We start from the raw sequence: 25,623 nt of genomic DNA, 5'->3' as shown, positions 1-25,623 counted from the left end.
GGTCGGGATTTCGCGGACAAGGTCCGCTCCTACGAGATACACCTGCACTCGGGGCGGCCCTCACCCTAACCCTCTCCCAGGGGGAGAGGGGACCGTTCGGCGCAGGAGGAAATCTCGGTCTCAGCCGGCACGGACAGCTCCCTCTCCAGGGGGAGAGGGCTGGGGTGAGGGGGAAAACGCAGGCACAGACTGTCCAGAAGTAGACAGTTGCTCCTACAGGGTTACGCTCAACCGCCGCTGCGTCTGCGCGCGGCGCGCTCGAAGACATTCTCTGCCCATTGATTCAGGCTCTTGCCGGAAGCCTTTGCGGCAATCGCGGCGGCGGCGTGCACTTCCGGCCGGATGCGCAGCATGATCTTTCCGGAGGCAGGCTTCTCCGGTTCCACACCGCGCTCGGCGCAATCGGCGAGGTAGTCTTCGACCGCCTCCTGCAGGGCATTGTGCAGGCCGCCGACACTGTCGGCGTGGAAGCTGATGATGTCATGCACGCCCAGCAGCCGGCCGACGAAGAGATCGTCACGGTCGTCGAATTCGATGCGGGCGGTGTAGCCCTTGTAGGACATGCTGTTCATGCTTCCACTCCAGCCCGGCGCAGGAATTCACGGGCTTCTTCGACCTGGTAGCGCTTGGCTTCCTTGCCCGGATGTGGGCGATGGCAGCGCCAGGTCTGACCCTGCAGAACCAGCTTCACTCTCGACCCTTCACGTTCCTCCACGATGCCGCCCAGATGTAGGATCAGGGCCTCGATGTCGGCAAACACAATCCCCGCACTGGTTGGCGTGCGGAAGATCATGGCGAGGGTCTTTCGGCGGCGGTTCTGCATCAATAAATGCTATCGCTGAATGATAGCATTTCCTGTCCGCCGCCTGCGTAGATTTGGACCGAAACGTCGGGTCATCCCGTAGGAGCGGACTCCGTCCGCGATTTGCAACAGGCCAGCTCCGAGCAGCCGGTAATCTATCGCGGACAGAGTCCGCTCCTACGCTTCAGGTCAAGGCTTGGCGGCGACCGAAGGACCGGCGCTGTGCTGCCAGAAACTCTCCAGCTGCAGGCTCTTCAGCCCCTGCTCGACGAACTTCGGTTCCAGCAGATCCTCCACCTTCACCTCCCCTCGGATCAGCTTCGCCTTCAGGCTGTAGGCAATCCCATCGTTGTAATGCTTGCGCAGGGCCTCGTCGTAGATCGGCGAGAAGTGCGCCGACCAGGGCTCGCCAGCCACCTCGCGCTGCAGCACGCTCAGCGGCACCCCGGAGCGCGCCTGGGCTTCCTGGTAGGCCGCCTGGTTGGCGTCCTGGGAGACCCACCACGCGGCTTTCAGGTAGGCGTCCACCACCAGCTGGGTGAGGTCCGGGCGCTCCTTGACGAAGTCCCGCGCGCCCCAGACTTCGGCGCGCATCTTCCAGTCCGCCGGGGCCTGCTTGCTCGACCAGATGATACGGCCGACCTGCTTGTCCTCCAGCTGGAAGGCGTCGCTCAGGGTGAAAAAGGCATCCACCCGCCCGGCGCTCAGGGCGGCGGCGCCGGCCTGGGGGTTGAGGTTGAAGATGCGGAAGTCTTCGAAACGCAGCTGGTTGGCTTCCAGCAGCTTGGCGAACGACAGCTCCCACGGCCGGCCTCGGTGCAGGGCGATACGCTTGCCCTTGAGGTCGGCGATGGATTTCGCCGTCGAGCCCGGCGGCACCACGAGGTAGACATTGTTGCCGATGCCGCCGGGGACGATCAGCTGGGTCTGCACGCCCGAGGCGTTGGCGATGATCGACGGCAGGTCGCCGTAGAAGGCGAAGTCGATGCGCTTGTTGGCGAACTCCTCGTTGACGAAGGTGCCCACCGAGGCGGTGGCGGCGGGCACCCATTCCAGCTTGATGTTGCGCTGGGCCAGTTGCTGCTCCAGCCACTTGTCGCGGTAGATGACGTAGGCCGGGCCGTTGAAGGTGATCTGCCCTGCGTTGGCGTAGGCCACAGTGGCGATACGCAGGGTGGTCGGCTGCTCGGCGGCCGGGGCGTGGCCTGCGAGCAGCAGGGCGGCGGCCGGCAGCAGCCGGCGCAGCGTGCGATGGATCAGGGACATGGTCGTTACCTCGCTCAGAAGTCGGTGGTGACCGAGACGCCGAAGGTGCGCGGGTCGCCGAACATCACGGCGGCGGTCTGGAAGCCGCCCGGCAGGGTGTGGTTGCGGTATTCCTTGTCGGTCAGGTTGTTCACGTAGGCGGTGACGCGGGTGGTTTCGCCCGGCAGCTCGTAGGTCACCCGTGCGTTGCCCAGGGTGTAGCCGCCGGAACGCATGTTGGCGCTCTGGTCGTTGGTGAAGAAGTACTGGCGGCTGCGGGTGTTCCAGTCGGTGCCGAGGATCACCGCGCCGCCGACGTTCAGCGGGATGCGGTAGTCGGCGCCGAGCACGGCCGAGACGTTGGGCGCACGGACGAAGTTGTTGCCGGAGTAGTCGTCCTTGCCCGAGGTGTAGTCGGTGAATTCGGTGTGCAAGAGGCCCAGGCCGAAGTTGACGTGCAGGTTCTGCAGCGGGATGGCTTCCAGTTCGAATTCGGCGCCGTAGGCCTCGCCCTGCGCGCCGTTGGCCAGGCGCGAGACGGTCTGGTTGTTCACCGCGGTGACGATGTTGAGCTGGATGTCCTCGTAGTCGTAGTAGAACAGGCTGGTGTTGGCGTTCAGGCGGCCGTCGAACCATTCCGACTTCAGGCCCAGCTCGTAGGAGGTGAGGTATTCCGGGTCCACCGTGGCGACGGTGGCCTGGCTGGTCACGCCGGTGTTGTAGCCGCCGGAACGGAAGCCCCGGGCATAGCGGAAGTAGGCGCGGGCGTTGTCGGAGATGCGGTATTCCGGGGTCAGGTCCCAGCTGTAGTCGCTCCAGGTGTTGCTCTCGTCCTGGCTGGCGTTGGCGACCAGTTGCGAGAGGACGTTGTCCTGCTTCCACCAGTCGCCATTGCCGAAGCGCGCGGGGCCGCGGTTCTGCAGGCGCAGCAGGTCGATGTCCTTGGTTTCGCGGGTCCAGCGCAGGCCGGCGGTGAGGCTGAAGTCGTCGGTGAAGTTGTAGGTGGTGCTGCCGAAGACGGCATAGCTCTCGGTCTGCTGGTCATAGCTGACGTTGTTGTAGGAGCGCGGAATGTAGGGGTTGGTCAGCGCCGCGTTGACGCTTTCCGCCTGCAGGTCCTCGTTGAAGTAGTGGAAGCCCAGCACCCAGTTCAGCCGGTCGGTGCGCGGCGAGGCCAGGCGAAACTCCTGGGAGTACTGCTGGCTGTCGGCATAGGCGTAGCTGCGCTGCAGTTCCAGCGGGGTGTTGTCGCTGTCGGTCCAGCCGTCGCGGGTGAAGTGCTCGAAGGCGGTGATGGAAGTCAGCTCCAGGTCGCCCAGCTGCCAGACCAGGTTGAGGTTGCTGCCCAGTTGGTCGATCTCGGCCTGGTACTTGGCGTTGAAGTTGGCCTTGCCCAGCTTCGGGTCGATGGAATAGCCGAACTGGTTGGTGCCGTTGGGCCGGGTGCCGTAGCTGACGGTGTTGTAGCTGGCGGTGTCGTGGTAGCTGCGGGCGTGCAGGTTGAGGTTGGCGTCGAGGTCGTCGTTGATCCGCGCGGCGAACTGCAGGCGCACGGCGTCGTCTTCCAGCGCGCCCTGGTCGTCGTTGTCGTTGATGTTCTCGGTGTAGCCGTCGCGCCCCTGGTGGTGGAAGGACAGGCGGCCGGCCAGCTTGTCATCCACCAGCGCGTCGCTCACCGCGCCCTCGACGATGCGGTTGGCGTAGTTGCCCATGTCGACCTTGAAATAGCCCTCGGGGCTGAAGGTCGGCTTGCGCGAGATGAAGTTGATCGCACCGCCCGTGGTGTTCTTGCCCCACAGTGTGCCCTGCGGGCCGCGCAGCACTTCCACGCGCTCCTGGTCGAACAGCGGGAAGCCCGTGGCGCTGATGTTGGCGATGTACACGTCGTCGACGTAGATACCGATCGGGCTGACGGTGTTGGCGCCCTGGTCGCCTGTACCCAGGCCGCGAATCCACCAGCGCGGGCGGCCGTGGCCGTCGGTGGTGCCCGCCGAGGCGTTGGGCGTGTAGCGGGTCACTTCATTGGCCGATTGCAGCGAGGCGTCGCGGATCTTCTCGCCGCTGAGCACGGTGATCGGCGCCGGCACTTCCTGCACCGACTCCTCGCGCTTCTGCGCGGTGACCACCACCTTGCCCAGGGTGGGCGCGGCGCTGGTGTCGTTGTTCTGCTGGGTGTCGCTGTCGTCCGCCGCGGCGTTCTGGCTGGCGAGTCCCCCCAGACTCAGGACGATGGCGAGGGAAAGGGTACTGCGTTTGAACATGGTGTCCCCAAGGGGCGGCGAAAGGACGGCCGGCTCTGTGGTGCTCGGTCGTCGCCGCAAGGCATCAAGCTGTTATTGCGTTGCTCTTGTGCTGGCTCACGCGTGATAAGGCCGATTGGCTTGCAGGGGGTATCGCAACATTCGTACCGCTTTGTTGGTCTCTCGCAAGATTTTGATATGAAAGGATTTTTTATTTCGATTGGGGATGTGCTGCTGCTGGGGAAGCAGCCCATGCTGACCTGTCGCTTCCTGGGCAGCAGCGCGGCAGCATGGGAAAGACCCTGCGCGGACCGCGCAGGGCGGTGGCTCAGATGACCTCGCTTTCGCGCAGGCTCTGCGGGCTCTCCAGCGTGATGTGGGCAATCTCGTCCTTGCGCAGGAAGGCAACGCCCGGATGGCGTTTCGCGTACTCCAGGAAGGCGTCCCAGGCGCGAACCATCTGTGGCGTACCGCTGATGCGGTCATGGGCGCTGAGGGACATCATCCGCCGCCGGCTACCGGCTTCTTCATAGAGCTGATCGAATTCCAGCTTGATCTGTTCGAGGAACTGGCTGGGCGAGTAGTTGCGTCCCTCCACCAGCAGGATGTCGTTGTTGCGCAGGGTGTAGGGCACTACCGCGAAGTCCCGGCCGTTCACCGGCTCGATGAATGGCTCGTCGCGGCTGAGGTCGTCGATGTGATAGCGGTAACCCAACTCCTGCAGCAGCGGCAGGGTATTGGGCCCGCGTCGCAGCCAGTTGCAGTTGTAGCCCTGGGGGCGCTGGCCGGTGACTTCCTCCACCATGTCGCGGGCGGCGATGAGGAAGGCGCGCTCCTCGTCGCGGCTCATCGCGTACTGGGAGCTCCAGCGCGGACCATGGGCGGCGGCCTCGTGCCCACGCCGGACGATTTCCCGCGCCAGGTCGGGGCTGTGTCGAACGGCTTCGCCGATCATGTGCGAGGTCACCTTGATCCCGTGGCGGTCCCAGAGGTCGAGCATGCGCGGGATGCCTTCGCGGTAGCCATAGGCGAACCAGCTGTTGGCGGCGGCGTCGGCGGGTACGCTGTCGGGGAAGTCCACGCGGGGGAACGGGCTGTCGGTGCCCTTGAGCGGCTGGCCACCCGCTTCGAACTGCATGGAGATGGAGATGACCAGGCGGATGCCGCCGGGCCAGAAGCGTTCGTTGGTGGTGGCTTGGCTGTTCCGGGATGGCGTCGCCGCGCCGGCCGAGCCTGCACCCAGTGCCATGCCGGCGGCGATGACGCCGACGCCAGCGCCGACCTGGGTGATGAAGCTACGGCGGCCGAGGCCGTTCTGCTCAGTGCTCATCATGGCCTCCGTCAGTTCGAAACCACGCCGAGCTGGCGCAGCAGGCTGAGGTTGTCTTCGATGTGCCAGTTGTCGGTGATGCGGCCGTCAGCAATGCGATAGATGTCGGTAGCGATGAAGTCCACGGCCTGTCCCGTGCCCTGGCGGCCAAGGAAGGGGCCGGTGAAGCGGCCGCTGAAGCGCAGGTGCAGGACCACGCGATCGCCCGTCACCAGCATCTGCTCGATACGGCAGTGCAGGTCGGGGAACGCGGCTTTCATCATGGCCGAGGCCTTCAGCGGTCCCTCGATCCCTTGTGGCCGACCGGCGGGCAGGGTGCGGTCGGTGAAGCTCTCGGCCAACGCCTGATGAGCGAGTGCAGGGTCGCCGCTGTCCCAGAACGTGGCGTAGCGGCGTGCGGCGAGGATCTGGGCGTCGAGCCGGGACTTGGGCAGCGATGCGTCGGCAATCAGTTGCCCGGGCTCCAGCAGGGGAGGGCTGGCGGCGATGGCCGAGCCGGCGGCGAACAGGGCGAGGGTGGCAAGCAAGGGGCGAAGATGAGGCATGGCGAACTCCGGTCAGGGCGCTTCGAGGCGCGGTAGCCGTCATTCTCTGTTGCGGGTTTCGAAGGAAATACGCTAGATACGTCGATACATTCTTTCTATTTCGTGAAGAGTTGGTCGAATGATCGATAACCTCGTCAATCTCGTGGCCTTCGACCGTATCGTCAGCGCCGGAAGCTTGTCCGCCGCGGCGCGCGAGCTGGACGTGTCCCTGGCGGTGATCAGCAAGCGCCTGGCTCAACTGGAGGGCAGCCTGGGTGTGCGCCTGTTGCAGCGCACCACACGGAGACAGGCGTTGACCGAGGAGGGAGAGCTGTTCCATACCCAGGTGCTGCGTATCCTGGCGGAGGTGGATGCGGCGAACGCACTGATCTCGCGCCGGCGCGAGAGTATCGATGGCCTGTTGCGCCTGACCGCACCGATCGACTTCGGTCGACGCTGGATCGCACCACTGCTGGCGCGATTCCAGCAGCTTCATCCGCAATTGTCGGTGCGGCTGGAGCTGAGCGACAGCCTGATCGACCTGCTCGAAGGCGGGCTGGACATGGCCGTGCGGGTCGGTGCGCTGGAGGACTCGTCGCTGATCGCGCGGCCATTGGCGGACAACTACCGTGTACTTTGCGCGGCGCCTGCGTACCTGGATGCGCATGGCGAACCGGCGCACCCGGCCGACCTGCTGCGTCATCGCTGTATCGTCAACGGGGAACAGCCACGCAGCGAGTGGCGATTCGTTGCCGCCGATGGTGAGCGCATCGCCGTGCGGGTGCAGGCCAGCCTGTTGAGCAATGATGGCGGTGCCGTGCATGCATGGCTGCTCGCCGCTGGCGGCATCGCCTTGAAATCGATCTGGGACGTGGGCGAGGACATCGCCGCCGGACGCCTGCGACGCGTGTTGCCGGATTACCGCGTGCCCAGCGCGCCGTTGCATGCACTCTACCCCCATGCCCGGCATGTACCGCCCAGGGTTCGTGCGTTCGTCGAGTTTCTTCGCGAACAGCTGGGCCAGATGCCGGAACTTTCGTCGTAACAGCTCTGGAGCGGGCTTGCTGCTGGTAAAGTGAGTTCACGCACGACCTGGAGTTGGCAATGAACACCCTCCTGCCGGAACGCCCCCTGCAACGCTTCGCGCGCAACCTGCGCGGACGCGATTTCGTGGTGGGAGATGTGCACGGCCATTTCGAACTGCTCGAACGCCTGCTGGAGCGGGTAGCGTTCGATAGCGCCGCCGACCGCCTGTTCGCCGCCGGCGATCTGGTGGATCGCGGGCCCTATTCGCCGCGGGTGCTGGAGTGGCTGGAGCACCCCTGGTTCGCCTCGGTGCGCGGCAACCATGAGCAACTGGTGATCGACTCGGTGCTGGCCGGCGATGACCGCGACCTGCACTTCCGCAATGGCGGCGTCTGGCTCTACCTGTTGCCGCAGGACGAGCGCGAGCGCATCGCCCGGCGCCTGCAGCACCTGCCGTTGGCCATCGAAGTGGAAATCGGCGAGGGCCGGCGCGTCGGCATCATCCACGCCGAACCGCCCATCTCGCCCGCCTTCCCGGACTGGGACGGCGGCATGGCCGCGCTGGCGGGAGAAATGGGCGCCGCCGCCCGGCGCAGCGCGGCGGCACTGGCGATGTGGGCGCGCACGCGCATCGAGGACGAGGACGATACGCGGGTGCCGGGCCTTGAGCGCCTGTACGTCGGCCATACCGCGCAGGCCCGGGTGCGCCGGCTGGGCAACACGCACTACATCGACACCGGCAGCGGCTACGCCGATGGTGTCCTGAGCCTGGTGGACATGTACAGCGGGAAGGTGGAAACGGCGACCGCGCATTGAGCGGCCGCCGGCGTACGCTTACTCGCCGCGGATGTACTGCTCCAGCTGGCGGATCAGGTCGGCCTGTTCGGCGATGGCCGCCTTCACCAGGTCGCCGATCGACAGCAGGCCCAGCAGCTCGCCGTTCTCCACCACCGGCAGGTGGCGCAGGTGGCGCTCGGTCATGATGCTCATGCACTTGTCGATGTTCAGATGGCTGTCAACGGTGACCACCGGCGACGTCATTACCGCGCGGATCGGCGTGTCGTCCGACGAACGTCCCTTCAGCGCCAGGCGCCGCGCGTAGTCGCGCTCGCTGAAGAAACCAACCACCTGGTTGGCCTCCACCACCGGCAAGCCGCCGAGGTTCTTCTCCGCCATCAGGCGCAATGCGTCGATCACCAGCGCGTCCGGGCCAATGGTGTAAACCTGCTGGTCCGCCTTGGCGTTCAACAGCTGAGCCACATTCTTCATTCCTGCCCCCTTTCGTCGTCTCGCGGCGCGATGCCTGAGGTTCATAGAGAATCGTGGACAGATGGCGATCCGGCAAGGTCGGAAAGCGGCGCGGACAGGATTGAATGCGTCATGCTCCGGCGACGCGATTTATACTGTCCTTCCACTCCTGCTTTGCTGATCGGCCATGACTGACGACGACCGCGACCTCCCCGAGCCCGAACACGACCACCTGCTCGACCTCGACGACGATCTCGACAGCCTGCTGGACGCGGACGCGGCGTATTTCGACGACCATCCGGATGACGATGAGCCGGAGGAATACCACTCTGGTCTGGACGATGAGGACGATTGGCTGGAGGACTGATTCCAGACGGTTTCATTGCGCCATGAAGTGCTGGCAGAATGCCCCTGATCAGAAGAGGGACCACCATGCGCTACCTCCCCATCGTCCTGAGCCTTGCCCTGCTGGGCGGCTGCTCCTCCTCGGTCCAAACCGACGAGCGCGGCGCCCCCATTTCCCTGTACCGCGATACCCGCCACAACCTGGTGGTGAACTTCCAGCCCGACGCCCAGGTGGCCGCCAACCCGCGCTGGAAAACGCTGATGAGCGGCTGGCGCGAGGCGCTGCGTGAAGAGGCGGATTCGGCGGACTATCAATTCTCGGTCCAGGAAGGCGAGCCCCGCGCCACGGAAACCCTGTCTACCCTGGTGGTGATCGAAGTCGGAGCCGGCCACAGCGCCAACAACCGCCCGCGCGCCGACGACGGCGAGTGGGTCACTTCCACCGTGCGCTACCACGACGGCCTCACCGGCCAGTTGCTCGCCTCGCGCCGCTATGACAGCGAAGCCGAATCCACCGGCGACCTGTTCGCCTCGATGGGGTCGGCGCAACTGAATGCGGTGTCCGAGCAGATCGTCGAGGAAATCACCGGCGCTCTGCTGGTCGCCCGTCCTTCCCGTCCACTGCCGTCACCCACGACTCCCGCAGCCCCGGTATCTCCGCAACGGAGCGTCCCCTCTCCTGTCTCCCCCACTGCGGTCGAAACCGTCGCCCACGCCGCCCCGCCGACGAGCCAGGAGCAACAGATTCTCGATCTGCAGCAGCGCAACCTGCCTTACGAGGAGTATCGGGACGAGTACCGGCGGATCATGGGGCGCTGACGGCTACCAGAACCAGCCGCCGTTCGACAGTTCCTGTTCACAGCTCTTGTACTGGGCGCTGTACAGCGAGGCGCGGGCCTGGACCTTCTGTGACACCGTCTTCAGCCACGGCTTGGCGTCGTAACTGCGATTACGATAGCCGCCCCAGCCCTCGTGATAGTTCAGGTACTGGGCGTAGGCGTCCCACTTGGATACGCGGTTGACGCTGTAGGTTTTCTGCATGTACCAGCCCATGAAATCCAGCGCGTCGGCGAAGTCGTCGCGGTCGGCGCCCCAGTCGCCGGCATCCTTCTTGTAGTCCGCCCAGGTCTCGTCCTTGGCTTGGGCGTAACCGTAGGCGGAGCTGACCCGGCCCCACGGAATGAAACCGAGGAAGTAGTAGCGGGGCGGCAGGGCGTCGTGTTTGAAGGAGGACTCCTGGTACATCATCGCCATCGGCACCTGGATCGGCGCTCCCCAGCGCTTCTGCATCTTCAGCACCGCTTCGTGCCATTCCGGCTTTTCGCGAAAGATCTCGCAGAGGTTCTCGGGATGGGCAGGAGGCTTGGTGGCACAGCCGGCAAGGGCCAGGAGCAGGGCTGGCATCAAGGACCGAAGCATTGGCGGTTTATCCTTTTCGCGCGCGATGGCAGCAGGCTTATACAGCCTTTGATGGCGAAGTGGAATCGTAGGGGATCGAGGCCTGTCGCGGCGGCAGAGCCCGCCAAGAGAAACGCATAAGGCAAAAACAGGAAAGCCCGCACAAGACGGGCTTTTCAGGCGGTTTCGCAGACTGTCTGAGACAGCTCGAAACAGGTAGATGGCGCATCCGGCGGGATTCGAACCCACGACCCCTGCCTTCGGAGGGCAGTACTCTATCCAGCTGAGCTACGGATGCGTATGCCGCGCCTGGCGCGGCAGGCGGCAATCATACGCATCTCGGGCTTGGGCGTCCAATAGCAGTACGCTCGTTCATGATATCGAACGAAAAGCGCCGTCTGTCGGTCGAAATGCTCCGAAAAGGCTCTGCCATCTGATACCTTCGTTGGTTTTGTCGAACAAGCTCTTGCCCTTTGCAGTCGAGGGCCCTAGGATTCGTTTGAGATTTCAAACGCCTCCCCATCACAACAACAGGAGACCGGAGAATTGGCATCACACCAGCCGGCCAACAGCCTGCGGGATGACATTCTTCCGTTGTGCCAACCGCTTGTCTTCAATGACAGCAGGTCCCTGTGCGGCTTCCGTCGATCAGCGTACCGGAAGGTTGTAGGGCAGACGTCTTCTTGGATTCAATCCAGGAATCCGTGCGTGAGCGAGCTGGACCAGACCGGGCAATGACCCCGGCCTGTGTTTTTTCGTGTCCGCGTGCCGAGCGAACTAAGAGCCGTTCGCCTGGCGTCGCCCCTTGCAGTGGCGACCGTCGCCTCTGGCACCGACATGGGTCGGTCGGGGCGAATGAACGGTAGGGACTGCGGTCTCTCCATTCCAGACAACAAGACAGGTGGGGACTCGAAGTAGACCCGCCGTCCAAAGGCTTTCCTCGAAAGGAGACAGGTCATGCAACTCAAAGATGCCAAGCTGTTCCGCCAACAGGCTTACATCGACGGTTCCTGGGTCGACGCCGACAACGGCCAGACCATCAAGGTGAACAACCCGGCCACCAACGAGACCATTGGCACCGTGCCGAAGATGGGCGCTGCCGAGACCCGTCGCGCCATCGAAGCCGCCGACAAGGCCCTGCCGGCCTGGCGTGCGCTGACCGCGAAAGAGCGTGCCAACAAGCTGCGCAAGTGGTTCGACCTGATGATCGAGAACCAGGACGACCTGGCTCGCCTGATGACCATCGAGCAGGGCAAGCCGCTGGCCGAAGCCAAGGGCGAGATCGCCTACGCCGCCTCCTTCCTCGAGTGGTTCGGCGAAGAAGCCAAGCGCATCTACGGCGACACCATCCCGGGCCACCAGCCCGACAAGCGCATCATCGTGATCAAGCAGCCGATCGGCGTGACCGCGGCCATCACTCCGTGGAACTTCCCGTCCGCGATGATCACCCGTAAAGCCGGCCCGGCCCTGGCCGCCGGTTGCACCATGGTGCTCAAGCCTGCTTCGCAGACCCCGTACTCCGCCCTGGCCCTGGCTGAGCTGGCCGAGCGCGCCGGCATTCCGAAGGGCGTGTTCAGCGTCGTCACCGGCAGCGCCGGCGAAGTCGGCGGTGAGCTGACCAGCAACCCGATCGTGCGCAAGCTGACCTTCACCGGCTCCACCGAAATCGGTCGCCAGCTGATGGCCGAATGCGCCAAGGACATCAAGAAAGTGTCCCTGGAACTGGGCGGCAACGCTCCGTTCATCGTGTTCGACGATGCCGACCTGGACGCCGCCGTCGAAGGCGCGCTGATCTCCAAGTACCGCAACAACGGCCAGACCTGCGTCTGCGCCAACCGCCTGTACGTGCAGGACGGCGTGTACGATGCCTTCGTCGAGAAGCTGAAGGTCGCCGTGGCCAAGCTGAACATCGGCAACGGTCTGGAGCAGGGCATCACCACCGGTCCGCTGATCGATTCCAAGGCCGTGGCCAAGGTCGAAGAGCACATCGCCGACGCCGTCTCCAAGGGCGCCAAGGTTCTCGCCGGCGGCAAGCCGCACGCCCTGGGTGGCACCTTCTTCGAGCCGACCATCCTGGTCGACGTACCGAAGAACGCCCTGGTGTCCAAGGACGAAACCTTCGGCCCGCTGGCGCCGGTGTTCCGCTTCAAGGACGAGGCTGAAGTCATCGCCATGTCCAACGACACCGAGTTCGGCCTGGCTTCCTACTTCTACGCCCGTGACCTGGCCCGCGTGTTCCGCGTGGCCGAGCAGCTGGAATACGGCATGGTGGGCATCAACACCGGCCTGATCTCCAACGAAGTGTCGCCGTTCGGCGGTATCAAGGCTTCGGGCCTGGGCCGCGAAGGTTCGAAGTACGGCATCGAGGATTACCTCGAGATCAAGTACCTCTGCCTCGGCGGTATCTGATCCGTTTTTCCGTGGGCGCGCGGGTGGCAGGCAAGAGCTGACAGCCACCTTCGCGTCGGCGTTTTCCGGTGGTAGCACCGGACAACCCGTCCGGCGGGCCGCAAGTGCCACGACAGTCGATCATCGTATGCTGTCGTGCGTGGCTTCTCCCCGCTTTCATCCTTTGATCCGGTCGCCCGATGAGCGGCCACTGAGGAAGCTATGAGCAAAACCAACGAATCCCTGCTGCAACGTCGTCAGGCCGCCGTACCGCGCGGTGTAGGCCAGATCCACCCGGTCGTCGCCGAGCGCGCCGAGAACTCCACCGTGTGGGACGTCGAAGGTCGTGAGTACATCGACTTCGCCGGCGGCATTGCCGTACTGAACACCGGCCACCTGCACCCGAAAGTGGTTGCCGCCGTTCAGGAGCAACTGACCAAACTGTCCCACACCTGCTTCCAGGTGCTGGCGTACGAGCCCTACATCGAGCTGGCCGAAGAGATCGCCAAGCGCGTTCCGGGCAACTTCCCGAAGAAGACCCTGCTGGTCACCTCCGGCTCCGAAGCCGTTGAGAACGCCGTCAAGATCGCCCGTGCCGCCACCGGCCGCGCTGGCGTGATCGCCTTCACCGGCGCCTACCACGGCCGTACCATGATGACCCTGGGCCTGACCGGCAAGGTCGTTCCGTACTCCGCTGGCATGGGCCTGATGCCGGGCGGCATCTTCCGCGCCCTGGCTCCGTGCGAACTGCACGGCGTGAGCGAAGACGAGTCGATCGCCAGCATCGAGCGCATCTTCAAGAATGACGCTCAGCCGCGCGACATCGCCGCCATCATCATCGAGCCGGTTCAGGGCGAGGGTGGCTTCTACGTCAACTCCAAGCCCTTCATGCAGCGCCTGCGCGCCCTGTGTGACGAGCACGGCATCCTGCTGATCGCTGACGAAGTACAGACCGGCGCTGGCCGTACTGGCACCTTCTTCGCCACCGAGCAACTGGGCATCGTTCCGGACCTGACCACCTTCGCCAAGTCCGTTGGCGGCGGTTTCCCGATCTCCGGCGTTTCCGGCAAGGCCGAAATCATGGACGCCATCGCTCCCGGCGGCCTGGGCGGCACCTACGCCGGCAGCCCGATCGCCTGCGCCGCGGCCCTGGCCGTGCTGAAGGTCTTCGAAGAGGAGAAACTGCTGGAGCGTTCGCAGGCTGTCGGCGAGCGTCTGAAGGCCGGTCTGCGCGAAATCCAGGCCAAGCACAAGGTGATCGGCGACGTTCGTGGCCTGGGTTCGATGGTTGCCATCGAGCTGTTCGAAGGCGGCGACCACAACAAGCCGGCTGCCGAGCTGGTCAGCAAGATCGTGGTTCGTGCCCGTGAGAAAGGTCTGATCCTGCTCTCCTGCGGCACCTACTACAACGTCATTCGCTTCCTGATGCCGGTAACCATCCCGGACGCCCAGCTGGACAAGGGCCTGGCCATCCTGGCCGAGTGCTTCGACGAGCTGGCCTGAGCCTTGACGGTTTAGCCGCTGTAACGAAAAAGGCCCGCGAAAGCGGGCCTTTTTTTTGCGCCCGAATTTGACGACGCTCATGGGAAAGCGCCTAGGCTTTAGACTACGCTGCGCACTATTCCGTAAGCCTTGGGCTGGCGGCACCCGAGGAAGCGCAGACCGGCAGGGATCGCTCTGGATCGGTTGTTCGTGCCGGTGCTTGGCGTCCGTTTCGAACGAGGTGATCGATGAGCGTATCTCCCGGTGTGTTGGTTGCGGCCAGCGATCCCTGGAGCCGTGAACTACTGGGCCAACTGGTGCTCAGCGTGCGCTGCGATGCCAGCGTGGAGTTCTGCGAGGACGGGCTGGCGGCGATTGACGCCTGTCGGCGGCAGCCGTTCGCCCTGGTGCTGGCCGAGCAGGAGTTGCCCGGCAGCGACGGCCTGGAACTGCTGCGTCAGGTTCGCGCCTGGCGCCGAGGCCCGGCGGCCCAGCCCTTCATCCTGATCAGCGCGAAGGCGGATGCCGCCAGTGTTCGCGCGGCGCTGCCGTTGGCGCCGACGGCCTATCTGGTGAAGCCGTACAACGCCGAGAACCTGCGCGAGCGCCTGCGGGCGGTGCTGCTGGCGCCGGGGGAGAACGTCGTCTGCGAGGTGCCGACCCTGGAGCAGAGCCTGTCGCTCGGGCGCTTCCTGCAGACCGAGCGGGACGCCACCGATGGCGCGCCGCTGATGGGCGAGGTCGGCAAGGCGGTGAACCGCTGCATGGAGGCCAGCGACATCAACCTGGAGATGCTCGAGCAGGAGTTCGGCCATGATCCGCAGATCACCGCCTGCCTGATATCCGCCGCCAACAGTGCCGCGCGGCACGTCGGCATGCCCTGTCAGACGCTCTTGCAGGCGCTGTCGCGACTGGGTGTGGCCCATGCCCTGAACCTGATGCTGGCGGTGGCCTTGCAGCGTGCCGCCACGCTGGACGATCCGTTGCTGAAGGAGCGCGCCGAGCGCTTCTGGCAGCTCTCGCGCCACACTGCCGATGCGGCCTTTGCGCTGGCGGAGTCGCTGGGCGCGGATGCCGACCGCTGCTTCACGGCGGGCCTGCTGCATTGCCTGGGCGACCTGGCGTTGCTGCGTAGCCTGCAGGACTGGAGCAGTGCCGGCGGAGCCCTCAGCGAGGGCGAAGTGGATGCGGCATTGGCCGAGCACGGTGCCGGCTTTGGCTCCGCGTTGCGTACCCGCTGGCGCCTGCCGCTGGAGCTACGCAACCTGATCGCGGCGGCCTACGCCATCGAAAGCGGGGTGTTCAGTCGCGAGGCGCTGATCGTCCATCTGGCCGCCAGCGCGGCGCGCCTGCCGGAAGCTGAACTGCCGGGGCTTGCAGAGCACAAGGCGGTGCGCATGCTGCAACTGAAGTCGGCGCAGCTGGGGTTGCTGAGCAGAGGCTGAGGAAGAAGGCCGCGCCATCCGGCGCGGCCAGTCACACTTAACGCGAGGCGAGCAGTTCCTTTCCACGCACCACGGCGGCGCGAACCTGCTTGGGCGCGGTGCCGCCGATATGGTCACGGGCGTTCACCGAGCCTTCCAGGGTCAGCACGGCGAACACGTCGTCGCTGATCTGGTCGCTGAACTGGCGCAGCTCGTCCAGGCTCATCTCGGCCAGGTCCTTGCCGCTGTCCACGCCGTACTTCACCGCATGGCCGACGATTTCGTGGCAGTCGCGGAAGGGCAGGCCCTTGCGCACCAGGTAGTCGGCCAGGTCGGTGGCGGTGGAGAAGCCGCGGCGGGCCGCTTCGCGCATGATCTCGCGCTTGGGCTTGATCGCCGGAACCATGTCGGCGAAGGCGCGCAGGCTGTCGCGCAGGGTGTCGGCCGCGTCGAACAGCGGCTCCTTGTCTTCCTGGTTGTCCTTGTTGTACGCCAGCGGCTGGCCCTTCATCAGGGTCAGCAGGCCGGCGAGGTGGCCGAATACGCGGCCGGACTTGCCGCGCACCAGCTCGGGCACGTCGGGGTTTTTCTTCTGCGGCATGATCGAGGAGCCGGTGCAGAAGCGGTCGGGCAGGTCGATGAACTGGAATTGGGCGCTGGTCCAGAGCACCAGCTCTTCGGAGAAGCGCGACAGGTGCATCATCGCCACGGAGGCGGCGGCGCAGAATTCGATGGCGAAGTCACGGTCCGACACGCCGTCCAGCGAGTTGCCGGAGATGGCTTCGAACCCCAGCAGTTCGCAGGTGATGGTCCGGTCGATCGGGTAGGTGGTGCCGGCCAGCGCGGCGCTGCCCAGGGGCATGCGGTTGGCGCGCTTGCGACAGTCCACCAGGCGCTCGTAGTCGCGGCTGAGCATTTCGAACCAGGCCAGCAGGTGGTGGCCGAAGGTCACCGGCTGGGCGGTCTGCAGGTGGGTGAAGCCGGGCATGATGGTGTCCGCTTCGGCGTCCGCCAGGCCCAGCAGGCCCTGTTGCAGGCGGGTGATCTCGGCGAGGATCAGGTCGATCTCGTCGCGCAGCCACAGGCGGATGTCGGTGGCCACCTGGTCGTTGCGCGAACGGCCGGTGTGCAGTTTCTTGCCGGTGACGCCGATGCGGTCGGTCAGGCGCGCTTCGATGTTCATGTGCACGTCTTCCAGGTCGACGCGCCAGTCGAAGTTGCCGGCCTCGATTTCGCTCTGGATCTGCTTGAGGCCATCGATGATGGTGTCGCGTTCGGCGTCGGTCAGCACGCCGACCTTGGCCAGCATGGTGGCGTGGGCGATGGAGCCCATGATGTCGTGGCGGTAGAGGCGCTTGTCGAAGTCGACGGAAGCGGTGAAGCGGGCGACAAAGGCATCGACGGGCTCGCTGAAACGGCCGCCCCAGGACTGGTTGGTCTTCTCTACGCTCATGGATCTCTCTCGCGGAAACGGGCAGGCGCGGCGCGCGGCCTGCATGAAGGGCAAAGTGCGACGATAATAGCAGGCTGAAGCACAAAACCGACGGCGCTTTGGCGGTTGGGGTGGGGGAGTGGCTGGGAATCGCCGCGCAGCCCCGGCCGATCCTTGCGCTGCCCGACATTTCCCGGCTCTGGACGCACGCCGCGCTTGCCGCCGTGCGGACGCTTACGGAAACTGCGTCGATGCCCATACTCGCTAAGACCGGCGCCCGGCCGGCGCCCGAAGACGACTTCTTCATTCCCGAACTGTGCCAGCCCGAAGCGCTGTTCAGCCTGGTGGTGCTGGCCGAGATGCTGGTGCTGGTGATCGTGCTGGCCGAGCCGATGACGCCCAGCTTCAACTGGGTGCGCCTGTCGCTGATCTCGCTCTTCGTGCAGTGGAACGTACTGCTTTCGGCCGGCCTCCTGTGCCGGCTGCGCCCGCTGCTCGCGCGCTGGCCCGCCTGGCGCGCCGGGGTGATCAGCTGTGCGCTGGTGGTGGCCCTGACCCTCGCCTGCACGGCGGCGGCCGACTATCTGTCCCTGGGCGGGCCGATGTCGCGCACCGGCGAGGTGAATCTTTACCTGCGCCATGCGTTGATCGCCCTCATCATGTCGACCCTGTTGCTACGCTACTTTTATCTCCTGAGCCAATGGCGGCGTCAGGAACAGGCCGAATTGCGGGCGCGGATCGAGTCGCTGCAGGCGCGTATCCGTCCGCATTTCCTGTTCAACAGCCTCAACAGCATCGCCAGTCTGATCGAGCTCGACCCGGGCAAGGCCGAGCAGGCGGTGCTGAATCTGTCGGACCTGTTCCGCGCCAGCCTGGCCAAGCCGGGAACATTAATTTCCTGGGGGGAGGAACTCGAGTTGGCCAGACGCTATCTTTCCATTGAGCAGTTTCGTCTTGGCGATCGCTTGCAGCTGGACTGGCAGGTGGGGGACGTGCCCGATGGCGTACCGATTCCCCAACTGACGTTGCAGCCCTTGTTGGAGAACTCGTTGATTTATGGCATCCAACCGCGTATCGAAGGCGGGCTGGTGAAGGTTGAGGCGGACTACCGTGACGGTGTGTTTCAGCTCTGCGTGAGCAACCCGTACGACGAGTCGACGCAGACGTTGCCCACGAAGGGGACCAAGCAGGCGCTGCAAAATATTGCGGCGAGACTTGCGGCACTTTTCGGGCCAAAAGCTAGTCTCAGCGTCGAGCGCCGTGACGGACGGCACTACACCTGTCTACGCTATCCATGTGCGCGTCTCATGCAGGAAGCCTGAGCTTATGAATGTCCTGATCGTCGATGACGAACCCCTGGCGCGAGAGCGCCTGGCCCGGCTGGTAGGGCAGATGGACGGCTATCGCGTCCTCGAGCCCTCTGCCAGCAATGGTGAAGAAGCGCTGACGCTGATCGACAGCCTGAAGCCGGATATCGTCCTGCTGGATATCCGCATGCCCGGCCTGGACGGGCTTCAGGTGGCCGCCAAGCTGTGCGAGCGTGAAGCCCCGCCGGCGGTGATCTTCTGCACCGCCCATGACGAATTCGCCCTGGAGGCGTTCCAGGTCAGCGCGGTCGGCTACCTGGTCAAACCGGTCCGCAGCGAAGACCTTGCCGAGGCCCTGAAGAAGGCCTCGCGGCCCAACCGTGTGCAGCTGGCGGCGCTGACCAAGCCCCCGGCGGCCGGCGGTCCCGGCCCGCGCAGCCACATCAGTGCGCGGACCCGCAAGGGTATCGAACTGATCCCGCTGGAAGACGTGATCTTCTTCATCGCCGACCACAAGTACGTGACCCTGCGCCATGCGGCCGGCGAAGTGCTGCTGGACGAGCCGCTGAAGGCGCTGGAGGACGAGTTCGGCGAGCGCTTCGTGCGCATCCACCGCAACGCACTGGTCTCCCGCGAGCGCATCGAGCGTCTGCAGCGCACCCCGCTGGGGCACTTCCAGCTCTACCTCAAGGGGCTCAATGGCGACGCCCTGACCGTCAGCCGTCGGCATGTCGCGGGTGTACGGCGACTCATGCATAACCTCTAGCGACACAACGCCGCATTCCGCGTGAAGCCTGGGCCCCCCGCCCGGGTTTCTGCGCGCGCGAGCTGTTATGATGTGGGCAGTCTTGTGCACGCTTTCTTGCACGCTCTCTATTGCACGGAAATGCCCATGTCTTCTCGCGAAATCCGTATCGCCACGCGCCAGAGCGCGCTGGCCCTGTGGCAGGCCGAATACGTCAAGGCCCGCCTGGAGCAGGCCCATCCCGGCCTGGTCGTTACCCTCCTGCCGATGACCAGCCGCGGCGACAAGCTGCTCGACGCGCCGCTGGCGAAGATTGGCGGCAAGGGTCTGTTCGTCAAGGAACTGGAGACCGCGCTGCTGGAGAACGAGGCGGACATCGCCGTGCACTCCATGAAAGACGTGCCGATGGATTTCCCCGAGGGTCTGGGCCTGTACTGCATCTGCGAGCGCGAAGACCCGCGCGATGCCTTCGTCTCCAACAGCTACGCCAGTCTCGATGAGCTGCCCGCGGGCAGCGTGGTCGGCACCTCCAGCCTGCGTCGCCAGGCGCAGCTGCTGGCCAGCCGCCCGGACCTGCAGATCCGCTTCCTGCGCGGCAACGTCAACACTCGCCTGGCCAAGCTGGATGCCGGCGAATACGACGCCATCATCCTCGCGGCCGCCGGGCTGATCCGCCTCGGTTTCGAGGACCGCATCCGTTCCTCCATCAGCGTCGAAGCCAGCCTGCCGGCAGGCGGCCAGGGCGCGGTGGGCATCGAGTGCCGTACCGTCGACAGCGAAATCCATGCGCTGCTCAAGCCGCTTCACCACGCCGAAACCGCCGTGCGCGTGACAGCCGAACGTGCGCTGAACAAGCGCCTCAATGGCGGCTGCCAGGTGCCGATCGCCTGCTACGCGATCCTCGAAGGCGACCAGCTGTGGTTGCGTGGCCTGGTCGGCCAACCCGATGGTTCCCAGCTGCTGCGTGCCGAAGCCCGCGCTTCCCAGACCGATGCCGAGGCCCTCGGCGTGAAGGTGGCCGAAGACCTGCTGGAGCAAGGCGCCCAGGAAATCCTCACGGCGGTGTACGGCGAGGCCGGTCACCCGTGAGCCGCTGGCGGCTGCTGCTGACCCGTCCCGAGGAGGAATGCGCGGCACTGGCCGCGAGCCTCGCCGAGGCGGGCATCCACAGCGCCAGCCTGCCGTTGCTGGCGATCGCCCCGCGGGAGGAGTCGCCGGCCGAGCGCAGCCTGATCCTTGACCTGGACCGCTACTGCGCGGTTATCGTGGTCAGCAAGCCGGCGGCGCGCCTGGGCCTTGAGCGGCTGGACCGCTACTGGCCGCAGCCGCCGCTGACCCAGAGCTGGTTCAGCGTGGGCGCGGCGACCGCGGCTATCCTCGAAGACTATGGCCTGACTGTGCACTACCCGGCAGATGGCGACGACAGCGAGGCGCTGCTGAGGTTGCCCGCGCTGGAACAGGCGTTGCAGGTGCATGATCCGAAGGTGCTGATCCTGCGCGGCGAAGGTGGCCGAGAATTTCTTGCCGACTGCCTGCGCGGCCAAGGCGTGGCGGTCGACTATCTGGAACTCTACCGGCGCGAATTACCCTCTTATCCCTCGGGTGAGCTGCTGAGGCGCATCCGGGAAGAGCACCTGAATGCCGTTGTGGTCAGCAGCGGACAGGGGCTGGAACATTTGCATCACCTGGCCGAGCAGGATTGGCCGCAGGTGAGTGCGCTGCCGCTGTTCGTGCCTAGCCCGCGCGTGGCCGAGCAGGCCCGCGAGCTGGGCGCGCAGCGGGTGATCGATTGTCGGGGCGCCAGCGCTGCGGCACTGATGGAGGCGCTGCGTAGCGCCGACGAGAACAATTTCTGAGCGAAGGATGGATCTGTGAGCGAAGCCGTCACTCCCCAAGAGACTCCCACTCCGACCAATCCGGCCCGAGAGCCTGCACCGCGCAAAGGCGGCACCGGCATTGCCCTGCTGGCCCTGCTGGTGGGCGCCGCCGGCCTTGCTGCGGGCGGCTGGGGGCTCTGGCAAGTCCAGCAGTTGAAGGCCTCCGAGCAACAGCGCGCCGCCCAGCTGGAGGACGCGCGCGGGCAGACGCAGAGCGTGCAGAACAGTAACGGCGAGCTGAACAAGCGCCTGGACGCCCTGCCGACCGCCGATGAACTCGAAGCCCGCCGCCGCCTGGTGGTGGAGCTGCAGGGCGACCAGCAGCAACTGTCCAAACAGCTCAAGCAGGTGCTGGGCCAGAGCCGCCAGCAGTGGCGTCTGGCTGAGGCTGAACACCTGCTGCGCCTGGCCGCGCTGCGCCTGTCCGCGCTGCAGGACATCGATAGCGCGACCGAACTGGTGCAAGGCGCCGACGATATCCTGCGCACGCAGAACGATCCGGGCGCCTTCGCTGCCCGCGCGCAACTGGCCAAGAGCCTGGAAGCGCTGCGCAGCCTGCCGCGTCCGGACCGCACCGGGCTGTTCCTGCAACTGGGCGCCCTGCGTGACCAGGCCGCGCAACTGCAGCCGCTCAACCCGGCCTTCAAGGCCGACGAGACCGGCACCACCGCCAGCACCGCCTGGGGCGATGGCAGCAGCACCTGGGACCAGTGGTGGGAACGCATCTCGCGCTACGTCCGCATCGACTTCAACGCCGGCCAGGACATTCGCCCGTTGCTCTCCGGCCAGCAGCTCGATCGTGTGCGCCTGGCCCTCAGTCTGGCGCTGGAGCAGGCGCAGTGGGCGGCCCTGAACGGCAAGCAGGAGGTCTACCAGCAGGCGCTGAAACAGGCCCGGCAGATCGTCGGCGACTTCTTCAACGCCGAGCTCGCTGACAGCCGCGCCCTGGCGACCCGCCTCGACGAGCTGAGCGGTCAGGCTGTCACTGTGCAGACGCCGGACCTGAGTCCTGCCCTCAGTTCGCTGCAGGCCTACCTCGCCCGCCGCGACGCTGCCGCCGCGCAACAGGAAACCGTCGCGCCTGATGCGGGGACCCAGCCATGAGTCGCGTCTATGTGCTGATCCTGGCCGTCGTGCTGGCCGCCACCCTGGTCGGGCTGGCCGTCGCTGAGCAGTCGGGCTACGTGCTGATCGCCTACAAGAGCTTCCGCTACGAATCCAGCCTGTGGACCTTCCTCGCCCTGCTGGTGGTGCTCTGGGCGCTCTACCTGGCGCTGCGGGTAATGATGCGCCTGCTGGGCGTTTCCGGGCGGGTGGTCAATCCCTGGTCGCGCTTCAACCGTCGCCGCCGTTCGCTGCTGGCCGAGGAGAACGGCCAGCGTGACCTCGCCGAAGGGCACTGGCAGCAGGCGCTGCGTCACCTGCGCCGCGCCGCCGAGCTGAGCGAGCGTCCGCTGCCCCACTACCTGGGCGCCGCCCGCGCGGCTAACGAGTTGGGCAGGACCGAAGAGTGTGATGAGCTGCTCGACCACGCCCTGAAGCGTGAGCCAAGCGCCGAGCTGGCCGTGGGCCTGACCCGTGCCCAACTGCTGATCAACCGTGGCGATACCCGCCAGGCGCGCAGCGTGCTGGACAAGCTGCATCAGGACCATGCGCGTCATCCCACTGTGCTGCGTCTGCTCCAGCAGCTGTACGTCAGCCTGCACGACTGGCAGGCGCTCTGTGTGCTGCTGCCCGAGCTGCGCAAGGAGCGCGTGCTGCCGAACGCCGAGCTGGCCGACCTGGAGCGCCGCAGCTGGATTGCATCGCTTGGCGAGGCCGGCGAGCAGGGTGCAGGGCAGGGCGAGAGCAGCCTGCAACCGCTGACCCAGCGCTGGCAGAACGTGCCGTCCAATCTTCGCGCGCAACCGCTGCTGGTGGCGGCGTACGCCGAACAGTTGCTGCGTCTGGGCGCTCCGGAAGAGGCCGAGGACGTGCTGCGCAAGGCGCTCAAGGAAGGTTACGACAGCCGCCTGGTGTATCTGTATGGGCGTGCCCGTGGCCGCGATGGCGCGCACCAGCTGAAGACCGCCGAAGGCTGGCTGAAGCAGCATGGAGAGGATTCCGAGCTGTTGCTCACCCTCGGTCGCCTGAGTCTGCAGAACAAGCTGTGGGGCAAGGCGCGCGAGTACCTGGAGGCGAGCCTTGCCCGCCAGCGCAGTGCGGAGACCTGCGCCGAACTGGCGCGTCTGCTGGCGCAACTGGGCGAAGTGGAGCGCAGCAACCAGCTGTTCCAGGAAGGTCTGGGCCTGCTGGCGCCGTCGGCCGCGCTGCCAGTAGCGATTCGGGCCTGATCCCGATGCATGGAAAACGGCGCCTGCGGGCGCCGTTTTCGTTTCTCAGGGCTTGTCGTAGCTGATGCGATAGATCGCGCCTTTCTGGTCGTCGCTCACCAACAGCGCGCCGTCGGGCGATACCAGCACGTCGGCCGGCCGGCCGTGCACACCGCCGTCCGCGTCCAGCCAGCCTTCGGCGAAAACGCTCTGGCGCTTGAGCGAACCGTCCTCGTTGAGTTCGACCCGAGCCACGCGATAGCCGATCTTCTGGCTGCGGTTCCAGGAACCGTGCTCGGCGATGAACAGGTTGTTGCGATACTCCGGCGGGAACTGGTCGCCCGTGTAGAAACGCAGCCCCAGCGCCGCCACGTGCGGGCCGAGCTTGGCCACCGGCGGGGTGAAGGCGGAGCAGGGCGTCTTGCCTTCCGCGGGGTCGGCAAGGTCGCCCTGGTGGCAGTCAGGGTAGCCGAAGTCCTCGCCGACGCGACTGACCTTGTTCAGCTCGTCGCTGGGCAGGTCATCGCCGAGCAGGTCGCGCCCGTTGTCGGTGAACCAGAGCTGGTGCGTCTGCGGATGCCAGGTGAAGCCGACGGTGTTGCGGACACCGTAGGCGACCACTTCACGGGCGCTGCCGTCGGTGTTCATGCGCTGCAGGTTGGCGTAGCGCTCGCGGTCCGGGCGGCAAATGTTGCAGGGCGCACCTACCGGAACATAGAGCTTGCCGTCCGGCCCGAAGGCGATGAACTTCCAGCCGTGCCCCGATTCGGTGGGGAACTGGGCGGGCAGCTCCTCGGGCATCGGTGGTGCGTCGAGGTGTTTTTCGATATCGCGCAGCACCAGGATGCGACTGATGGCCGAGACGTACAGATCGCCCTCGCGGAAGGCGACGCCCACCGGCATCTTCAGCTTTTCGGCGATCACCGAGACGTGGCCGTCCGGGCGCACCGCATAGACCTTGCCTGCGTTAGTGCTGCCGACGAAGAGGGTGCCTGCATCGCCCCAGGCCATGGCGCGCGCGCCGGGCACCTGGTCGGTGAGCAGGCTGATGTGAAAGCCCTCGGGCAGTCGGATGTTTCCCTGGGTGCTGTCCGAACAGGCTGGCAGGCTGACCAGGCACAGGAGCGCAAAAAGCGGCGGCGGACGACGCATGGCATGGATTCCCGGATGAGTGCCACCGGCAGTGTAGACAGCCGCCTTGAAACGGCGCCGGTCTTTCCACTACCGTAGCGCCCTTCCTGCAGCAGCCCATTCAGCGGAGCCGCCATGAACCTGGCCAGCCCTCGTTCCCTGTTCTTCCTTGCCTTCCTCGCCTGCGCCGCCATGCTCGGCACCGGCTTCTACCTGCAATACGTGGTTGGGCTGGAGCCCTGCCCGCTGTGCATCCTGCAGCGCATCTTCTTCGCCGGCGCCGGGCTCTTCGCGCTGATCGCCGGGCTGCATGGCCGTGGCCCGCGCCTGTACTCGGTGCTGATCCTGCTCTGCTCGCTGGCCGGTGCCGGCACCGCGGGCCGGCAGATCTGGCTGCAGACCCTGCCGCCGGACCAGCTGCCGGCATGCCTGCCGCCGCTGGATTACATGCTGGAAAGCATGCCCTACACCAAGATCATCTACACCATGTTCCACGGTTCGGCCGACTGCGCCGAGGTCAGCTGGACCCTGCTCAGCCTGAGCATTCCGGAGTGGAGCCTGCTCGCCTTCATCGCCTTCTCGCTGTTCGCCGTCTTCCAGTTCTTCCGCCGCGGCTGAGCGTCGCAGCCCTCCTGGCTCTGGTCTGCGCTGTCTGGCGCAGGCCAGAGGGGCCGGGGCCTGCCGATTAAACGCTCGTATGAATTTTCCAAGCGCCGGTGTCTTGAAGGTGGAAACGGGGGGGCATACTCTGGATTTCCATTCCGCCGGAAAGCCGCCACCGAAGAAAACCAATCACGCGGGTATCGAAATTCGACAGAATATTGTCCCGGGGCGGACATTGCCGGGACGGCGACAAGGGAAGTGAGGACAACATGCTCGAGAGCTGCCGTAATGCCCAGGAACGTTGGGGAGGCGTACACCAGCTGATCGACCGCTGGCTGCGGGATCGACATGAATTGGTCCGGGCATTCAATTCCCTGGACGGTGTCCAGGCGCCGAAGACCAACGCCGAATCCTTGCAGAGCTTTTGCCAGCTCCTGCTCGACTATGTGTCGGCAGGGCACTTCGAAGTCTACGAACAGCTGATGAACGAAGCGCAGGCTTTCGGTGACACCCGGGGTCTGGAGCTGGCCAAGCAGATCTATCCCCGTCTCGAAACCATCACCGCCAACGCACTCAACTTCAACGACCGCTGCGACAACGGCGACTGCCGCGAAGGCACCTGCCTGACCAGCGAGTTGAAGAGCCTGCGTCAGCAACTGCACGAACGCTTCGAACTGGAAGATTGCCTGATCGAAGTGCTGCACAACGCCCACGGACAGAGCGTCGCCACAGTCTGATCGGCCGCCAGGTGCGAGAACGGCGCG

General features: G+C 65.5%; 25 protein-coding genes and 1 tRNA gene. 15 read left to right on the top strand and 11 right to left on the bottom strand.

Translation table 11 applies throughout. The features are described 5' to 3' along the window. Positions 1-227 precede the first annotated feature (227 nt). The 6 genes from ACNFBT_RS06675 to ACNFBT_RS06650 form a co-directional block, all read right to left on the bottom strand. The gene (locus ACNFBT_RS06675) at positions 228-572 is read right to left on the bottom strand and encodes a type II toxin-antitoxin system HicB family antitoxin (protein WP_416747644.1); all 345 of its coding nucleotides are present in this window, start codon (positions 570-572) and stop codon (positions 228-230) included. After that, a complete protein-coding gene (locus ACNFBT_RS06670) occupies positions 569-793 on the bottom strand; it encodes a type II toxin-antitoxin system HicA family toxin (RefSeq protein WP_416747642.1) in 225 nt (74 codons plus the stop codon). The genes ACNFBT_RS06675 and ACNFBT_RS06670 overlap by 4 nt, the downstream gene beginning before the upstream one ends. Positions 794-991: 198 nt before the next feature. Continuing rightward, positions 992-2,068 carry a PhnD/SsuA/transferrin family substrate-binding protein gene (locus ACNFBT_RS06665; protein ID WP_416747640.1) on the bottom strand — a complete coding sequence of 359 codons (1,077 nt, stop codon included), beginning with the start codon at positions 2,066-2,068 and terminating at the stop codon, positions 992-994. A gap of 14 nt (positions 2,069-2,082) precedes the next feature. Continuing rightward, complete coding sequence (locus ACNFBT_RS06660) at positions 2,083-4,308, bottom strand: TonB-dependent receptor (protein ID WP_416747638.1); 2,226 nt, start codon at positions 4,306-4,308, stop codon at positions 2,083-2,085. Positions 4,309-4,615: 307 nt separating this feature from the next. Further along, positions 4,616-5,617, bottom strand: a complete 1,002-nt coding sequence (locus ACNFBT_RS06655; RefSeq protein WP_416747636.1) for a polysaccharide deacetylase family protein — start codon at positions 5,615-5,617, stop codon at positions 4,616-4,618. A gap of 11 nt (positions 5,618-5,628) precedes the next feature. Beyond that, positions 5,629-6,162, bottom strand: coding sequence for an ester cyclase (locus ACNFBT_RS06650; protein ID WP_416747634.1), 534 nt, complete (start codon positions 6,160-6,162; stop codon positions 5,629-5,631). Between the two features lie 118 nt (positions 6,163-6,280). On the opposite strand from ACNFBT_RS06650, the gene ACNFBT_RS06645 reads away from it, so the two are divergent. Further along, positions 6,281-7,186, top strand: a complete 906-nt coding sequence (locus tag ACNFBT_RS06645; RefSeq protein ID WP_416747632.1) for a LysR family transcriptional regulator — start codon at positions 6,281-6,283, stop codon at positions 7,184-7,186. 59 nt (positions 7,187-7,245) lie between these two features. Beyond that, the gene (locus tag ACNFBT_RS06640) at positions 7,246-7,983 is read left to right on the top strand and encodes a metallophosphoesterase (RefSeq protein ID WP_416747629.1); all 738 of its coding nucleotides are present in this window, start codon (positions 7,246-7,248) and stop codon (positions 7,981-7,983) included. 18 nt (positions 7,984-8,001) lie between these two features. On the opposite strand, the gene ACNFBT_RS06635 is transcribed toward ACNFBT_RS06640, so the two are convergent. Continuing rightward, on the bottom strand, positions 8,002-8,436 hold the full coding sequence (locus ACNFBT_RS06635; protein WP_416747627.1) for a CBS domain-containing protein: 435 nt from the start codon (positions 8,434-8,436) through the stop codon (positions 8,002-8,004). Positions 8,437-8,602: 166 nt separating this feature from the next. Here ACNFBT_RS06635 and ACNFBT_RS06630 point away from each other — a divergent pair, with 166 nt between their 5' ends. Then, a complete protein-coding gene (locus tag ACNFBT_RS06630; protein ID WP_416747625.1) occupies positions 8,603-8,782 on the top strand; it encodes a hypothetical protein in 180 nt (59 codons plus the stop codon). A 65-nt stretch (positions 8,783-8,847) separates the two neighbouring features. After that, the gene (locus tag ACNFBT_RS06625) at positions 8,848-9,579 is read left to right on the top strand and encodes a hypothetical protein (RefSeq protein ID WP_416747624.1); all 732 of its coding nucleotides are present in this window, start codon (positions 8,848-8,850) and stop codon (positions 9,577-9,579) included. A 3-nt stretch (positions 9,580-9,582) separates the two neighbouring features. Here ACNFBT_RS06625 and ACNFBT_RS06620 read toward each other — a convergent pair whose 3' ends face one another. Then, entirely contained in the window at positions 9,583-10,179 is a 597-nt protein-coding gene (locus ACNFBT_RS06620; protein ID WP_416747622.1) for a hypothetical protein, read from the bottom strand. Positions 10,180-10,379: 200 nt separating this feature from the next. After that, positions 10,380-10,456: transfer RNA gene (locus tag ACNFBT_RS06615), tRNA-Arg, on the bottom strand. A gap of 659 nt (positions 10,457-11,115) precedes the next feature. On the opposite strand from ACNFBT_RS06615, the gene gabD reads away from it, so the two are divergent. The 3 genes from gabD (at position 11,116) to ACNFBT_RS06600 (ending at position 15,473) form a co-directional block, all read left to right on the top strand. Then, complete coding sequence (gene gabD / locus ACNFBT_RS06610; protein WP_416747620.1) at positions 11,116-12,567, top strand: NADP-dependent succinate-semialdehyde dehydrogenase; 1,452 nt, start codon at positions 11,116-11,118, stop codon at positions 12,565-12,567. A 201-nt stretch (positions 12,568-12,768) separates the two neighbouring features. Then, positions 12,769-14,049 carry a 4-aminobutyrate--2-oxoglutarate transaminase gene (gabT, locus tag ACNFBT_RS06605; protein ID WP_416747618.1) on the top strand — a complete coding sequence of 427 codons (1,281 nt, stop codon included), beginning with the start codon at positions 12,769-12,771 and terminating at the stop codon, positions 14,047-14,049. 227 nt (positions 14,050-14,276) lie between these two features. After that, complete coding sequence (locus ACNFBT_RS06600) at positions 14,277-15,473, top strand: HDOD domain-containing protein (protein ID WP_416747616.1); 1,197 nt, start codon at positions 14,277-14,279, stop codon at positions 15,471-15,473. A gap of 37 nt (positions 15,474-15,510) precedes the next feature. On the opposite strand, the gene argH is transcribed toward ACNFBT_RS06600, so the two are convergent. After that, positions 15,511-16,905, bottom strand: coding sequence for an argininosuccinate lyase (gene argH / locus ACNFBT_RS06595; protein ID WP_416747614.1), 1,395 nt, complete (start codon positions 16,903-16,905; stop codon positions 15,511-15,513). 230 nt (positions 16,906-17,135) lie between these two features. Between argH and ACNFBT_RS06590 the strand changes: the two genes are divergently transcribed. The 6 genes from ACNFBT_RS06590 (at position 17,136) to ACNFBT_RS06565 (ending at position 23,146) form a co-directional block, all read left to right on the top strand. Continuing rightward, on the top strand, positions 17,136-18,206 hold the full coding sequence (locus tag ACNFBT_RS06590; protein WP_416748296.1) for a sensor histidine kinase: 1,071 nt from the start codon (positions 17,136-17,138) through the stop codon (positions 18,204-18,206). Between the two features lie 4 nt (positions 18,207-18,210). Then, positions 18,211-18,957, top strand: coding sequence for an alginate biosynthesis regulator AlgR (gene algR, locus ACNFBT_RS06585; RefSeq protein ID WP_416747612.1), 747 nt, complete (start codon positions 18,211-18,213; stop codon positions 18,955-18,957). Between the two features lie 126 nt (positions 18,958-19,083). After that, positions 19,084-20,025, top strand: a complete 942-nt coding sequence (gene hemC / locus ACNFBT_RS06580) for a hydroxymethylbilane synthase (protein WP_416747610.1) — start codon at positions 19,084-19,086, stop codon at positions 20,023-20,025. Next, positions 20,022-20,792 carry a uroporphyrinogen-III synthase gene (locus tag ACNFBT_RS06575; protein ID WP_416747608.1) on the top strand — a complete coding sequence of 257 codons (771 nt, stop codon included), beginning with the start codon at positions 20,022-20,024 and terminating at the stop codon, positions 20,790-20,792. Before hemC ends, ACNFBT_RS06575 begins: the two co-directional genes overlap by 4 nt. A 15-nt stretch (positions 20,793-20,807) precedes the next feature. Further along, positions 20,808-21,917 carry a uroporphyrinogen-III C-methyltransferase gene (locus tag ACNFBT_RS06570; protein WP_416747606.1) on the top strand — a complete coding sequence of 370 codons (1,110 nt, stop codon included), beginning with the start codon at positions 20,808-20,810 and terminating at the stop codon, positions 21,915-21,917. Then, entirely contained in the window at positions 21,914-23,146 is a 1,233-nt protein-coding gene (locus tag ACNFBT_RS06565; protein ID WP_416747604.1) for a heme biosynthesis HemY N-terminal domain-containing protein, read from the top strand. Before ACNFBT_RS06570 ends, ACNFBT_RS06565 begins: the two co-directional genes overlap by 4 nt. 45 nt (positions 23,147-23,191) lie before the next feature. On the opposite strand, the gene ACNFBT_RS06560 is transcribed toward ACNFBT_RS06565, so the two are convergent. Continuing rightward, positions 23,192-24,277 carry a PQQ-dependent sugar dehydrogenase gene (locus ACNFBT_RS06560; RefSeq protein WP_416747602.1) on the bottom strand — a complete coding sequence of 362 codons (1,086 nt, stop codon included), beginning with the start codon at positions 24,275-24,277 and terminating at the stop codon, positions 23,192-23,194. A gap of 114 nt (positions 24,278-24,391) precedes the next feature. On the opposite strand from ACNFBT_RS06560, the gene ACNFBT_RS06555 reads away from it, so the two are divergent. Both ACNFBT_RS06555 and rsd read left to right on the top strand, forming a co-directional pair. Next, positions 24,392-24,874, top strand: coding sequence for a disulfide bond formation protein B (locus ACNFBT_RS06555; protein WP_416747600.1), 483 nt, complete (start codon positions 24,392-24,394; stop codon positions 24,872-24,874). A 254-nt stretch (positions 24,875-25,128) separates the two neighbouring features. After that, positions 25,129-25,596, top strand: a complete 468-nt coding sequence (gene rsd, locus ACNFBT_RS06550) for a sigma D regulator (RefSeq protein ID WP_416747598.1) — start codon at positions 25,129-25,131, stop codon at positions 25,594-25,596. Positions 25,597-25,623: the final 27 nt, after the last annotated feature.

It is taken from the genome of Pseudomonas sp. NY15181, assembly GCF_048068055.1.
In the GTDB taxonomy this organism is placed as follows: domain Bacteria; phylum Pseudomonadota; class Gammaproteobacteria; order Pseudomonadales; family Pseudomonadaceae; genus Pseudomonas.
Note: the sequence above shows the minus strand (reverse complement) of the source record. Positions and strands in the feature narration are given on the sequence as shown.

Coding starts and splice junctions, on each gene's coding strand:
- ACNFBT_RS06675 (WP_416747644.1), bottom strand. CDS start 572: ATGAACAGCATGTCCTACAAGGGCTACACCGCCCGCATCGAATTCGAC.
- ACNFBT_RS06670 (WP_416747642.1), bottom strand. CDS start 793: ATGATCTTCCGCACGCCAACCAGTGCGGGGATTGTGTTTGCCGACATC.
- ACNFBT_RS06665 (WP_416747640.1), bottom strand. CDS start 2,068: ATGTCCCTGATCCATCGCACGCTGCGCCGGCTGCTGCCGGCCGCCGCC.
- ACNFBT_RS06660 (WP_416747638.1), bottom strand. CDS start 4,308: ATGTTCAAACGCAGTACCCTTTCCCTCGCCATCGTCCTGAGTCTGGGG.
- ACNFBT_RS06655 (WP_416747636.1), bottom strand. CDS start 5,617: ATGAGCACTGAGCAGAACGGCCTCGGCCGCCGTAGCTTCATCACCCAG.
- ACNFBT_RS06650 (WP_416747634.1), bottom strand. CDS start 6,162: ATGCCTCATCTTCGCCCCTTGCTTGCCACCCTCGCCCTGTTCGCCGCC.
- ACNFBT_RS06645 (WP_416747632.1), top strand. CDS start 6,281: ATGATCGATAACCTCGTCAATCTCGTGGCCTTCGACCGTATCGTCAGC.
- ACNFBT_RS06640 (WP_416747629.1), top strand. CDS start 7,246: ATGAACACCCTCCTGCCGGAACGCCCCCTGCAACGCTTCGCGCGCAAC.
- ACNFBT_RS06635 (WP_416747627.1), bottom strand. CDS start 8,436: ATGAAGAATGTGGCTCAGCTGTTGAACGCCAAGGCGGACCAGCAGGTT.
- ACNFBT_RS06630 (WP_416747625.1), top strand. CDS start 8,603: ATGACTGACGACGACCGCGACCTCCCCGAGCCCGAACACGACCACCTG.
- ACNFBT_RS06625 (WP_416747624.1), top strand. CDS start 8,848: ATGCGCTACCTCCCCATCGTCCTGAGCCTTGCCCTGCTGGGCGGCTGC.
- ACNFBT_RS06620 (WP_416747622.1), bottom strand. CDS start 10,179: ATGCTTCGGTCCTTGATGCCAGCCCTGCTCCTGGCCCTTGCCGGCTGT.
- gabD (WP_416747620.1), top strand. CDS start 11,116: ATGCAACTCAAAGATGCCAAGCTGTTCCGCCAACAGGCTTACATCGAC.
- gabT (WP_416747618.1), top strand. CDS start 12,769: ATGAGCAAAACCAACGAATCCCTGCTGCAACGTCGTCAGGCCGCCGTA.
- ACNFBT_RS06600 (WP_416747616.1), top strand. CDS start 14,277: ATGAGCGTATCTCCCGGTGTGTTGGTTGCGGCCAGCGATCCCTGGAGC.
- argH (WP_416747614.1), bottom strand. CDS start 16,905: ATGAGCGTAGAGAAGACCAACCAGTCCTGGGGCGGCCGTTTCAGCGAG.
- ACNFBT_RS06590 (WP_416748296.1), top strand. CDS start 17,136: ATGCCCATACTCGCTAAGACCGGCGCCCGGCCGGCGCCCGAAGACGAC.
- algR (WP_416747612.1), top strand. CDS start 18,211: ATGAATGTCCTGATCGTCGATGACGAACCCCTGGCGCGAGAGCGCCTG.
- hemC (WP_416747610.1), top strand. CDS start 19,084: ATGTCTTCTCGCGAAATCCGTATCGCCACGCGCCAGAGCGCGCTGGCC.
- ACNFBT_RS06565 (WP_416747604.1), top strand. CDS start 21,914: ATGAGTCGCGTCTATGTGCTGATCCTGGCCGTCGTGCTGGCCGCCACC.
- ACNFBT_RS06560 (WP_416747602.1), bottom strand. CDS start 24,277: ATGCGTCGTCCGCCGCCGCTTTTTGCGCTCCTGTGCCTGGTCAGCCTG.
- ACNFBT_RS06555 (WP_416747600.1), top strand. CDS start 24,392: ATGAACCTGGCCAGCCCTCGTTCCCTGTTCTTCCTTGCCTTCCTCGCC.
- rsd (WP_416747598.1), top strand. CDS start 25,129: ATGCTCGAGAGCTGCCGTAATGCCCAGGAACGTTGGGGAGGCGTACAC.